9 protein-coding genes are annotated in these 12827 nt (G+C 62.7%); 4 read left to right on the top strand and 5 right to left on the bottom strand.

The window, feature by feature from the left end:
• Nucleotide 1: 1 nt before the first annotated feature.
• The 4 genes from AB7813_RS05900 to AB7813_RS05915 form a co-directional block, all read right to left on the bottom strand.
• Nucleotides 2-853, bottom strand: coding sequence for a tetratricopeptide repeat protein (locus tag AB7813_RS05900; RefSeq protein WP_439083370.1), 852 nt, complete (start codon nt 851-853; stop codon nt 2-4).
• Nucleotides 854-934: 81 nt separating this feature from the next.
• A complete protein-coding gene (locus tag AB7813_RS05905; protein ID WP_439064023.1) occupies nt 935-1642 on the bottom strand; it encodes a GrlR family regulatory protein in 708 nt (235 codons plus the stop codon).
• A gap of 194 nt (nt 1643-1836) precedes the next feature.
• A complete protein-coding gene (locus AB7813_RS05910) occupies nt 1837-5067 on the bottom strand; it encodes an efflux RND transporter permease subunit (RefSeq protein ID WP_439064024.1) in 3231 nt (1076 codons plus the stop codon).
• Nucleotides 5068-5193: 126 nt separating this feature from the next.
• Nucleotides 5194-6402: an efflux RND transporter periplasmic adaptor subunit gene (locus tag AB7813_RS05915; RefSeq protein WP_093758336.1), complete on the bottom strand. Its 1209-nt coding sequence runs from the start codon at nt 6400-6402 to the stop codon at nt 5194-5196.
• Nucleotides 6403-6601: 199 nt separating this feature from the next.
• On the opposite strand from AB7813_RS05915, the gene AB7813_RS05920 reads away from it, so the two are divergent.
• From AB7813_RS05920 to fabG, 4 genes are all read left to right on the top strand, one after another.
• Nucleotides 6602-7189: a TetR/AcrR family transcriptional regulator gene (locus AB7813_RS05920; protein WP_068736841.1), complete on the top strand. Its 588-nt coding sequence runs from the start codon at nt 6602-6604 to the stop codon at nt 7187-7189.
• Nucleotides 7190-7412: 223 nt separating this feature from the next.
• Nucleotides 7413-8561, top strand: coding sequence for an MFS transporter (locus tag AB7813_RS05925; protein ID WP_439083369.1), 1149 nt, complete (start codon nt 7413-7415; stop codon nt 8559-8561).
• A 46-nt stretch (nt 8562-8607) separates the two neighbouring features.
• Entirely contained in the window at nt 8608-9825 is a 1218-nt protein-coding gene (locus AB7813_RS05930; RefSeq protein ID WP_439064026.1) for a multidrug effflux MFS transporter, read from the top strand.
• A gap of 12 nt (nt 9826-9837) precedes the next feature.
• Entirely contained in the window at nt 9838-10518 is a 681-nt protein-coding gene (gene fabG / locus AB7813_RS05935; protein WP_439064027.1) for a 3-oxoacyl-ACP reductase FabG, read from the top strand.
• A gap of 141 nt (nt 10519-10659) precedes the next feature.
• Here fabG and AB7813_RS05940 read toward each other — a convergent pair whose 3' ends face one another.
• The gene (locus AB7813_RS05940; protein WP_441227958.1) at nt 10660-12765 is read right to left on the bottom strand and encodes a DEAD/DEAH box helicase; all 2106 of its coding nucleotides are present in this window, start codon (nt 12763-12765) and stop codon (nt 10660-10662) included.
• Between the last annotated feature and the right edge of the window lie 62 nt (nt 12766-12827).

Raw genomic sequence — 12827 nt, forward strand, 5'->3', positions numbered from 1 at the left:
ATCAGAAGCACATATTGCTGACCACGTTGCCGCGCTTGTCCTTGAGCACATAAGGGCACTTGATGCGTTCCAGCGCCTTCTTCGCATCGTCGTCGCCGAGCGCTGCGGCCTTCTCATAATAGGCCTTCGCGGCATCCTTATCCGACGCACCACCGCGGCCGCTTTGCGCGAACGCGCCCATGCGCTCCAACGCGCCCGCATGGTTCTGTGCTGCCGCCTTCTCGAACAGGCTGCGTGCCGCAACATCGTCTTTCGCGCCGCCGATGCCTTCCGACAGCATCATGCCGAGCTGATATTGCGCCTCGGCATTGGTCTCCGCGGATTTCGCCAGCAATTGCCGTGCACGCACCGGGTCTGAACCCGCGCCTGCGCCTCCGGATAGTGCCGCAAGATTGCTTACGCCGCGCGGATTGCCGGCTTCAGCCGCACGCTCGAACAGTTTGCGCGCCTGCGCTTCGTCGCGCGCGACGCCGGTTCCGTTGCCATAGGCGACGCCGAGTTCGACCATGGCGGAGGTACTGCCTTTGTCAGCCGCCTTGCGCCATGCCGCGAGCGCCTCAGCTACCTGCGCATTGGCCGCGTAAGCACGCCCGAGCTGGAACATCGCACGGCGCGACCCGCCGGACGCGGTCCGGCAGAATTTGGTGGCGGTGGCAATATCGGCTTTGGCAATATCGGCCACGCCCTTCACATCGGCAGGCTTGTCGGGATCGGCAGGATCGGCCGCGAGGCGATCGCACAGAACCAGATCGGCGGACTGGGCCTGCGCGCGCGTTGGCGCGGACAGCACAGCCAGTCCGGCCGCGACGCCGAGCAACCAGATCAGAGCGGTCGCGCCGATACGCTGGGTCATGGATTTGTCGCCATCTGTGTCATTCGCCGGTGACATTACGGACAGGCGCGCACCCCATCAAGCCGTGCGCCAGCCTGGAACTTACACGGCCTTGCGGATCAGCTTCAGCACTGCCTGCAACCGCAGGCTCCGTTTGCCGGCCAGCGCCGTGGCTTCCAGTTCGGCGCCGGTTTCGTCGCAGGTGCCGGAAAAGCCGATACCGATTTCATGGCCGCCGAAGACCGGGTTCTCGCCCTTTGTCGGCGTGTGCTCCTGATTGAGCATCTCGCCCTTCCAGCGTCCGTCCGCGGAGGAATAGGCGCCGAGATAATAGAAGAACGCGTCTCCGCCGAGGATGCGCCCGTCATGCAGCAGCATCACGCCGTTGAGCCCGCCATCGATGCCGTCAAGTGTGCGCAGATGGATCGAATACAGCCCGTTGGCGATGCCACCCGCACCGATCGGTCCGGCCGGAGGCATCTCGCCGTCATCGATCGTCGTCATGACCGACTCGAATTTCGCACCCGGCATTTGCGGCGACGAACCCTGAAAACGATAGGTGTCGCCATAGGGCCGGCCGATGACGCTGATGGTCGCCACATCCTGGCCGAGCAGCGAGGGATAGTTGGGATCGTTCATGTGGCGGCGGCTCTCGATCTCCGCCACCACCTCGTCACCCCGGAGCTCATAGCTGCCGATATGGGCAAAAGCGGAATTGCCGCCGAGCATGCTGCCATGCTCGACAAACATCACACTGCGACCGACCGCCTCATCAACCCGGTATTCGCATTTGTAGAAGCCCGTCCGCAACCCGTCATTCCCCTGCAGTGCCTTTCGCATTGTAGCGGAAGATGTGCAGTGGAGGAAAGCGCACCCGGCCAATTGGGGGCGATTCCAACAGCCTTGGACGCAGGCTACGCAATTCCTCGCCTTAGAATGGGTCGAAACGGCGCATTCGTGGACCAGCAGCCCTCATCAGGCGTCTCCTTCCCCGGTCCCGGGTGTTACGAATGCGACGTGGCGTGCGGGCGCGATTGTGCTTCGTGCGATCCCGGTGCCAGCGGCGCCGCCTGATCGACCGTCGCTTCGCCATGCTGGGTCAGCGGACGGTTGCCTGCCATGGCGCGCAGCAGCACATAGAACATCGGCGTGAAGAAGATGCCGAAGGCCGTGACGCCAATCATGCCGGCGAACACCGCGACACCCATGGCATGACGCATCTCCGAGCCTGCGCCAGTGGACGTCACCAGCGGCACGACGCCCATGATGAAGGCCAGCGACGTCATCAGGATCGGCCGCAACCGCAGACGGCTGGCCTCGATCGCGGCCTGGATCGGTGTCCGCCCGGCAAATTCCAGCTCGCGGGCAAACTCCACGATCAGGATGGCGTTCTTCGCCGACAGACCCACCAACACGATCAAACCAATCTGGGTGAAGACGTTGTTGTCGCCCTTGGTCAACCAGACGCCGAACATCGCCGCCAGCAAGCCCATCGGCACAATCATGATGATCGACAATGGCAGTGTCAGGCTTTCGTATTGCGCGGCGAGCACCAGGAACACCAGCAGCATCGCCACCGGGAACACGATCAGCGACGAATTGCCGGCGATGATTTCCTGATAGGTCAGTTCAGTCCATTCGAAGTCGATGCCCTTGGGCAGCGTCTCCTTGGCGACACGCGCCACGGCGTCCTGCGCCTGGCCGGTGGAATAGCCGGGCGCCGCGCCGCCATTGATGTCGGCCGACAGGAAACCGTTGTAGCGCATGGCGCGCTCCGGCCCTGCACTTTCCTTAACGCGCAGCAGCGTCGAGAGCGGGATCATCTCGTTGCTGTCGGAGCGAACTTTCAACTGGCCAATATCGTCGGCCCGCGCCCGGAATTTGGCGTCAGCCTGGACGCGCACCGAATAGGTGCGACCGAATTTGTTGAAGTCGTTCACATAGAGCGAGCCGAGATAGATCTGCATCGTGTCGAACACCGAGGTAACCGGCACGTTGAGCTGCCGCGCTTTGGTGCGATCGACATCCGCATAGAGCTGCGGCACATTGATCTGATAGCTTGAGAACAGACCGGCCAGCTCCTTCTGCTGCATTGCCTTGCCGATAAAAGCCTTGGTAGCGTCGTTCAGCGCCTCATAGCCGAGACCGGCGCGATCCTCGATCTGCAGCTTGAAGCCACCGATCGTGCCAAGACCCGACACAGGCGGCGGCGGGAACATGGCAATAAAGGCGTCCTGAATGCCGGCAAACTTCTTGTTCAGAGACAACGCAATGGCATTTCCGCTCAGGCTCGGATCCTTGCGTTTGTCAAACGCATCCAGACCGATGAAGACGATGCCGGAGTTGGACGAGTTTGTGAAGCCGTTGATCGACAGGCCCGGAAACTGGATCGAATTCTCGACGCCGGGCTCCTTCTGCGCAATCTCGCCCATGCGACGGATCACCTCTTCGGTACGATCCAGCGTAGCGCCGTCGGGGAGCTGCGCAAACCCGACCAGGTACTGCTTGTCCTGACCGGGCACGAAACCGCCCGGGACTGCGTGGAACAGATAACCGGTGACGCCAATCAGCAGAACGTAGATTCCCATCACCGCCGCGCGGCGCGAGACGACGCGCTTCACGCCGCCGCTATACGCGTCAGAGCTTCTGGCAAAGAAGCGGTTGAAGCGGACGAAAAACCAGCCGAGCGTCTTGTCCATGAAGCGCGTCAACGCATCCTTCGGCGCGTCATGGCCCTTCAGAAGCAGCGCGGCGAGTGCTGGCGACAGTGTCAGTGAGTTGAAGGCGGAGATCACCGTCGAGATCGCCACCGTCAGTGCGAACTGTTTGTAGAACTGCCCGGTCAAGCCGGTGATGAAGGCCAACGGCACGAACACGGCGACCAGCACCAGCGCGATGGCGATGATCGGGCCGGTCACTTCGCGCATGGCCTGATAGGCCGCGCTCTTCGGATCGAGCCCGCGCTCGATATTGCGCTCAACGTTTTCCACCACGACGATGGCGTCGTCGACCACAATGCCGATCGCCAGAACGAGGCCGAACAGCGTCAGCGCATTCACCGAGAAGCCGAACACATGCATCACGGCGAAAGTGCCGACCACCGACACCGGCACAGCGATCAGCGGGATGATCGAGGCTCGCCATGTCTGCAGGAACAGGATGACGACGAGCACCACCAGTGCGATGGCCTCGAGCAGCGTATGGATCACCGCCTCGATCGAGGCGCGAACGAATTGCGTGGGGTCGTAGACGATGTCGTAGGTGACACCGTCCGGCATATTCTCCTTCAGCTCCTTCATGGTCTTGCGGACATTGTCGGAGATCTGGATCGCATTGGAGCCCGGCGACTGGAAGATCGGAACTGCCACTGCGGACTTGTTGTTCAGCAGCGAGCGCAGTGCATAGTCGGCGGCGCCGAGTTCGATACGGGCGATGTCGCGCAGCCGCGTCACCTCGCCATTGTCGCCGTTCTTGACGATGATCTCGCCGAATTCCTCTTCGGTCTGCAGGCGCCCCTGCGCATTGATCGAGAGCTGCAGGTCGAGGCCCGGCTCATTGGGCGAACCGCCCACCTGCCCCGCTGCTGCCTGCACGTTCTGCGCGCGGATCTCACGCACGACATCGCTCGGCGACAGGCCGCGCTCGGCGACCTTCTGCGGATCGAGCCAGACGCGCATGGAGTAGTCGCCCGAGCCGAACAGCTGCACCTGACCGACGCCTTCGATGCGCGCGAGGCGGTCCTTCACGTTGAGCACCGCGTAGTTGCGCAGATAGGTCATGTCATAGCGGTCATTCGGCGACAGCAGATGCACGACCATGGTGAGGTCTGGCGCGCTCTTGATCGTCGTCACGCCCAGCGCGCGCACTTCCGCCGGCAAGCGCGGCTCGGCCTGCGAGACGCGGTTCTGCACCAGTTGCTGCGCCTTGTCGGGATCGGTGCCAAGGCGGAAGGTGACGTTGAGCGTCATCCTGCCGTCGGTGGTCGCCTGGCTGCTCATATAAAGCATGTTCTCGACGCCATTGATCTGCTCTTCGATAGGCGTCGAGACCGTTTCCGCAATCACCTTTGGATTGGCGCCGGGATAATTCGCTGTCACCACCACGGTCGGCGGCGCGACTTCCGGATATTCGGAGATCGGCAGCACCGGCATCGACAACAGGCCGGCGAGAAAAATCACCGTCGACAACACGCCGGCAAAGATCGGACGATCAATAAAGAATTTTGAAAAGTTCATGGCGCTATTCCGTGATGATCCAGACCTGCGGGGTACAAGGGCCCCGCGCGGCCGATCGCTCGACCTCGATGACGTGCTGTGTATTAGGAAGAGCGCCCTGCCCGCCTGCGGACAGGGCGGTCGTTATCAGTTCTGCGCGACGGCCTTAATCGAGACGAGAGACGCGGCGTTCATCGCCACCATCTCCGGCTTGATGGTCACACCCGGCCGCACGCGCTGAAGTCCGTTGACGACGATCCGTTCACCGGCTTTGAGGCCGTTGAGGATCACGCGCATGCCATCAACCGAGGGCCCCAGGATCACTTCGCGATATTGCGCCTTGTCCTTGGCATCGACCACCATGACGAACTTCTTATTCTGGTCGGTGCCAACTGCCCGCTCGCTAATCAGCAGCGTCTGTTCTGCCTTCGGCTGACCCATTGTGAGCCGCGCGAACTGGCCGGGCATCAAGCGACCATCGGCATTGTCGAACATCGCACGCACCCGCACCGTGCCGCTGCGCGGATCGACCTGATTATCGATGAACTGCATGCGGCCCTTCACCGGTGCGCTATCAGTGACGGTGGTCATGTGAACCGGGATGCGGTCGATATCGCCCGGCGTCTTCTCGTCTGCCAGCGTCTTCAGCGCGCGCGACACCACCTGTTCGTCGGCATTGAAGCTTGCATAGATCGGATTGACCGAGACCAGCGTCGTCAGCAGCGGCGCGGACGGGCCGGCCGAAATCAGGTTGCCGACGGTGATCTCCACCTTGCCGACCCGGCCCGCGACCGGCGCGCGCACTTCAGTGTAGCTGAGATTGAGCTCGGCGGTCTTGAGCGCGGCTTCTGCAGCCTTGAGGTTGGCTTCGGCCTCACGATACGCATTGATACGATTGTCGAGGTCGCGCTGGGTGATGCTGGAGCTGGTCAGTTGCTGACCGCGGTCGAAATCGGCCTTAGTCAGGATCAGGCGCGCCCGCGACGCGGACACCTGTCCCTGGGCACGATCGACGTCGGCGGCGTAGAGCGCCGGATCGATCAGCACCAGAAGGTCGTCCTTCTTGACCAGCGCGCCTTCGCGAAAGTGGATCTCCTGAACGGCGCCTGCGACGCGGGAGCGAATCTCCACGCGCTCAATTGCCTCAAGGCGGCCCGAGAACTCGTCCGAAGGCGCCGTGGCCTTGGCTTCCACCAGGGCAACCGAAGCCTGAACAGCAGCGGGAACAACCGCACCGGACTCGGCTTGAGCTGCAACGCTGGACAGATTCATCAGCGCCGCACCGCCGCCAACGGCGACCGCTACCAACGCGATTCCGGCGCCAAAAGCGATCTTGCGAGGGAGATTATGTGCCATTGTGAACCCCATTTAATCTGCGTGGGCCTTGTAAAGCCCTGTCATTTCAGTAGCTAAGCTGTACATTCCGCGTCTGGCCGGTCCCGCCGGGCATCTCGCTGCAACGCACACATTCGTAACGTCCGGTATAGATGGACTATCGACATCCACTGTCAAGAGACTTATCTACTGAACGGTAGAAAACTTTGGAGGGCCCGTCGTGGCACTGGGACGTCCTCGTGAATTCGATACCGACACGGCCCTCGACCTCGCGCTGCATGTGTTCTGGCGCAAGGGTTACGAAGGCGCGTCGATGGCCGACCTCACCGAAGCCATGGGCATCACCAAGCCCAGTCTCTATGCAGCGTTTGGCAACAAGGAAGATCTGTTCCGCAAGGCGCTGGATCGCTACGTCGATGGCCCCGGCGGCTATTTCCGCACCGGCCTGGAGAAGGCCACGGCCCGCGAAGCGGTCGAACATATCCTCTACGAATCCGTTGAGGCGGTGACTGATCCCAGGAATCCCGGTTGTCTCGCGGTCCAGGGCGCCCTCTGCTGCGGTGATGCCGCGGAGACGATCAAGCAGGAACTGATGGCGCGTCGCTCGAAGAGCGAGGACGATCTGCGCCTTCGCTTCACACGCGCCCTCGCCGAAGGCGATCTGCCAGCCGACGCGGATGCCGGCGATCTCGCGCGCTACGTGTCTGCCATCTTGCAGGGCATGGCCGTGCAAGCCGCAGGCGGCGCACCGCGCGAGCAATTGCGAAAACTCGCCGACATGGCCATGCGCAGCTGGCCTCCGGTCTGAGCCGTCCGCCTGCATTTGCGCTGAAGTCGCACAGTCGGCCTGTTGTCCGCCGACAGCCGCTCCATCGAAACGCCTCTCGACAGTTTGATGACCGAGGCGCGCAATGCTGCCTCCCCCGCGAGGCGGTCGCCAAATCGCTGAGGTCGTGGCACATCTCCTGATATTGCATCGCAATATTTCCGCTCAGGAGATACCCATCCGACTATCCCTTCCTATTCTCGCATTGGCTGCTGCATCTTTCGGCATCGGCACGACCGAGTTCGTCATCATGGGCCTGCTGCCCGACGTCGCGCGCAGCCTGTCGGTGACCATCCCGCAAGCCGGCTATCTCGTGTCGGGTTATGCATTGGGCGTCGTGATCGGCGCACCCATCGTGGCAATGGCGACCGCAGGCATCCCGCGCAAGACTGCTCTCCTGGTTCTGATGGCGCTGTTCACGATCGGTAATCTCGGCTGCGCCCTCGCGCCGGATTACTGGTTGCTGATGACCGCGCGCGTGGTCACTGCCTTTGCCCATGGCGCGTTCTTCGGAATTGGCGCCGTCGTTGCCAGCAATCTGGTGCCACGTGAGCAGCGCACGCGAGCGGTGTCGTTGATGTTCGCCGGCCTTACGCTGGCCAATGTGCTCAGTGTGCCATTCGGCACAGCTCTGGGACAGTCCGCCGGATGGCGTGCGACATTCTGGGCGGTCGTGGTGATCGGTATCGTTGCGTTCCTCGCGATCACGCGTTTCGTTCCATCGGGCATGCCGGGCACACGCGGCGGACTGGCGAAAGAGTTTCGCGCCTTGGGCCGCTGGCCGGTGCTGCTGCCGATGCTGATCTCGACCATGGCTTCAGTCAGCATGTTCAGCCTCTTCACCTACATCACGCCGCTGCTCGAAGAGGTCACCGGCCTCACGCCGCATGGCGTCACCGGCGCACTGCTGGCGATCGGCGTCGGCCTCACCATCGGCAATCTGATCGGTGGCCGCCTCGCCGACCGCAACCTGCTCTTGACCATCATCGGTGCATTCATCTGTCTCGTCATCGTGCTCGGCGCACTTGCGCTTGTGGTGCACATGACGCTTCCGACCCTGGTGCTACTGATCCTGTGGGGCGGTATCGCCTTCGCGCTGGTCTCGCCGCTGCAGATCTGGGTGGTCGATGCCGCCACGGATGCGCCAAACCTCGCCTCGACCCTGAACCAGGGCGCGTTCAATCTCGGCAATGCCACCGGCGCATGGATCGGCGGCGTGGCGCTGAATGCCGGCATGCATTATGCGCAGCTTCCGCTGCTCGCAGCGCTCGTTGCCATGGTCGGGCTTGGGCTCACGCTGAGCAGTCTCATTGACCGCCGGATCTTGCCGGCGCAAATCAGTCCGGCAGAATAGCGCCGCGACCGCATAAACACTTTTTCGCATTTTCAAGGAATCGATTTTGGCCCTCAGGCGCGACAGTTTCGCCTTCACCGCCTTTCTGGGCACATTGACCGCATTGCCACCGCTTTCGATCGACATGGGATTGCCGGGCCTTCCGGCGATCGAGGCGAGTTTCGCCGACGCCGCAGGACGCGGGCCGCTGACGCTCAGCCTGTTCCTGGCGGGCTTTGCGATTTCGCCGCTGATCTGCGGCCCCCTCGCAGACCGCTTCGGGCGCCGCGCAACCTTGCTGGATGGACTGCTGCTGTTCTCGATCGCGGCGGGCGCCTGCGCGCTCGCGCCATCCTTCACCGTGCTGCTCGTGTTTCGATTGCTGCAGGGCCTCGCTGCAGGCGCCTGCGCCATCCTGCCCTTCGCCATCGTGCGCGACCTGTTCGAACACGGCACGGCGCGCCACAAGCTGTCGCAAATCGCCGCCGTACTCGGCATCGCGCCGATGATCGCGCCGGTGCTGGGCGGCTGGGTGATGACCGTCAGTGACTGGCGAACGATCTATGCGGTGCAGGCCGCCGTCGGCCTGATCCTGCTGATCGTCGGCGCCATCAGCCTCGACGAATCCCAGCCCGTCGAGAAACGCCGCTCGCTCAACCCTAAGCAATTGCTCGAGAGCTACCGCATGGTGCTGTCCGATCGCATCTTCGTCGGCTTCTCCCTGCTCTACGCCTTCGCCTTTGCCTGCATGTTCGCCTTCATCTCGGGCGCGCCATCCGTGTTGATCGGCAGCCTCGGTCTCTCCACCACGATGTTTGCGCTGCTGTTCGGACTGACCTCCTGCGGCGTGCTGGTTGCCTCGCTGATCAGCGGAAGCCTGAGCCGCCGCCATGTGGCCTCACGCCAGATCATCATGGCCGGTCTGCTGCTGATGATCGCCAGCGCCGTTGCAGCCGTCGCTTTGGTGCCTGCCGGCGCCATCACGACGCTGTCGTTGATGCCGCTGATGGCGCTCACGATCTTTTCCTTCGGCCTGCTTGCACCGAGCACCAACCACGAAGCCTTGCAGAACCTGTCGCATGTGGCAGGTGCGGCAGCCGGCGTGATGCGATGTATGCAAATGGTCATGGGCGCCTTCGCCAGCGCCATGATCGCGGTGTTCGAACCGTTCGGGCATCCGGTGCTGGTGATGACCGGCCTGATGGCCGGCATGGCGCTCGCCGCCGGCGCGATCTATCTGTGGCTATTACCCAGGGCCAATTCCGGGCAGGATCATCGCGCGTAACAGGAGTTCCCCATGAACGGAAAGATCATCGTCATCACCGGAGCGTCCGGTGCGCTGGGTCAGGTCGTGCTCGAACGCGCCGTTAAGAGCGGTGCAACCATTGCCGCCATCGACCATTCCGCCAAGACGCCGGCCTCAACGCCAGATCGCTTGCAGATCGGCGGCGTCGACCTCTCCGATGCCGCGCAAGCCGACGCCGCCATCGCTGCAGTGGTCAAACAATTCGGCAAGATCGACGTGCTGATCAATATCGCCGGCGCATTCACCTTCGAGAATATTGCCGACGGTAACAACAAGAGCTGGGAGACGATGCATCGGCTCAACCTGCTCACGGCTCTCAATGCCTCGCGCGCGGCAATCCCGCATCTGACGTCGTCGAAGGCCGGACGGATCATCAATATCGGTGCGATGGGTGCGCTACAGGCCGGCGCCGGCATGGGGCCTTACGCCGCCTCGAAGGCTGGCGTGCATCGGCTGACGGAAACGCTCGCCGCCGAGCTGAAGGGCAAGGTCACGGTCAATGCCGTATTGCCGTCGACGATCGACACAGCCGCGAACCGCCGCGATATGCCCAATGCCGATTTTTCAAAGTGGGTCACGCCGGACGAACTCGCCAGCGTGATCCTGTTCCTGGCGAGCGATGCGGCGAGTGCGTTGACCGGCGCGCTGCTGCCGGTAAGCGGACGGGTTTAGCCACTATTTGTCCCACGCTCCGCCCTCATCCTGAGGAGCGGCCGCTTGGCCGCGTCTCGAAGGATGATTGCATATCACCAACTCATGGTTCGAGACGCGCGCTAAAGTAGCGCGCTCCTCACCATGAGGTCGGAGCCCAGACTACCCGGCGTTGCCCCAGATCTTTTTCTTCTTGCCGAAAGCCGGCTTGGCAGCTGGCGCACCGCCATCGCGCTTGGCCTTGGCGACGTAGGGCGGCTTGTCCGCGCGTGGTTTCTTTTCGAACTTCGGCTTGCCTTCGTAACGCGTGTCTTCGCTGCGGGGCTTTGCATAAGCCGGCTTGTCGGCGCGCACCGGATCGTATTTCGGCTTGCCGTCGAACTTGGGCTTGCCTTCATACTTCGGCTTGTCGTCGAAACGCGGTTTGCCCTCGTAGCGCGGCTTGTCGCCCTGGTAAGGCTTGTCGCTCTTCGGCTTGTCCTTCCAGGACTTCTCCTTATAGGCACCCTTGTCCTTGAAGTCCGGACGGTCGCCATCGGATCTGAAGCTGGGCTTGCGCGGGCGCTTGTTGGAATAGTCGCGATCTTCCGGCGCCGTGCGGCTCGATGCGACCGCGCCTTCCGGACCGTTAGCTAGCGGCTCGATGTGGATATTGTCTTCCTTGTCCGGACGCTTGATCATGGTCGCGAACTTCTCAGCCGCGGCTGCCGAAATCTCGAATTCCGAATTGCCGTCATAGATCTTGATCGCGCCGATATCGGCCTTCTCGATGCCGCCGCGACGGCAGATCATCGGCAGCAACCAACGCGCTTCGGCATTCTTCTGCCGGCCGATGGCGACGCGGAACCACTTGGCGCCCTCGCCCATCGGTTCGCTCTTCTTCGGGGTCTTGCGGACCGGAGCGCCTTCTTCGTCCCGGCGACGGCTGCCGGGGCGATCCTCGCGACCGCGGAACGTGCCGGGATCCTGCACATCTTCCGGCGACGGCAGACGCGAACGATACAGCCGCGCCAGCGCCGCTGCGATCTCCTCGGCCGAACGCTCGGCGAGCATCGCGCGCGCCAGCGTCAGATCGTCCTCGGTGGACTCTTCAGTGAACAACGTATCCTGCAGCATGCGCTGCTGATCGAGCACGCGGATTTCCTCGACGGTCGGCGCTGATCCCCAGACGGCATCCGTGCCAGCGAGATTGAGCAGCATCTCGGCGCGGCGACGGCGCGATGGTGGCACCAAGAGAACACTGACGCCCTTGCGGCCGGCACGGCCAGTACGACCCGAGCGATGCTGCATCACTTCCGGATCGTTCGGCAGGTCGGAGTGAATGACGAGACCGAGATTGGGCAAATCGATACCGCGCGCAGCCACGTCGGTGGCGACGCAAACCCGTGCGCGACTATCGCGCAGCGCCTGCAGCGCGTGAGTACGCTCGTTCTGGGACAGTTCGCCCGACAGAGCGACAACCGAGAAGCCGCGCTCCAGCAGAACGGTCTGCAGATGGTTCACCGCATTGCGGGTGTTGCAGAACACGATGCTGCTCGGCGATTCAAAATAGCGGAGCACGTTGACGACAGCGTGTTCGACGTCGTTCGGCGAAATCCGGATCGCACGATATTCGATGTCGGAGTGGCCACCTTCGGTGCCAGCGACTTCGACGCGGAACGCCTGCTGCTGATACTGCTTGGCCAGATTGGCGATGCCGCGCGGCAACGTTGCCGAGAACAGCAGCGTACGGCGGGATGCCGGCGTGGTCTTGAGGATGAACTCCATGTCCTCGCGAAAGCCCATGTCGAGCATTTCGTCGGCTTCATCGAGTACCACGGCCTTCAGTTCGGAGACGTCGAGGCGGTTGCGACGCAGATGGTCGCATAGACGGCCGGGCGTACCGACGACGATATGCGCGCCTGCGGCCAACTCGCGCTGCTCCTTGCGTGGATCCATACCACCGACGCAGGAAACGACGCGTGCGCCGGCATATTGATAGAGCCAGGTCAGTTCGCCATGCACCTGCAGCGCGAGTTCGCGCGTCGGTGCGACGATCAGCGCCAGCGGCGATCCAGCCTTCGGCAGCTTCTCCGCGCCTTCGAGCAGATTTTCGGCGATCGCCAGACCATAAGCGACGGTCTTGCCGGAGCCAGTCTGCGCAGACACGAGAAGATCACGACCGACAGCATCGTCAGCGAGGACGGCGGCCTGGACGGGGGTGGATTCATTGTAGTTGCGCTCAGCCAACGCGCGGGCGAGCGACGGACCAGTCGAGAGAAATGACACAGATGTAAACCTTGGTTGCAGCGGACCGCGTCGCGGTCGGACTCATTGAGATCCACGGGATC

It is taken from the genome of Tardiphaga sp. 20_F10_N6_6 (genome assembly GCF_052076045.1).
GTDB classification, from domain to species: domain Bacteria; phylum Pseudomonadota; class Alphaproteobacteria; order Rhizobiales; family Xanthobacteraceae; genus Tardiphaga; species Tardiphaga robiniae.

Bases quoted from the DNA above. Each gene is read 5' to 3' on its own strand.
- AB7813_RS05900 (WP_439083370.1), bottom strand. From the start codon at position 853: ATGACCCAGCGTATCGGCGCGACCGCTCTGATCTGGTTGCTCGGCGTC.
- AB7813_RS05910 (WP_439064024.1), bottom strand. From the start codon at position 5,067: ATGAACTTTTCAAAATTCTTTATTGATCGTCCGATCTTTGCCGGCGTG.
- AB7813_RS05915 (WP_093758336.1), bottom strand. From the start codon at position 6,402: ATGGCACATAATCTCCCTCGCAAGATCGCTTTTGGCGCCGGAATCGCG.
- fabG (WP_439064027.1), top strand. From the start codon at position 9,838: ATGAACGGAAAGATCATCGTCATCACCGGAGCGTCCGGTGCGCTGGGT.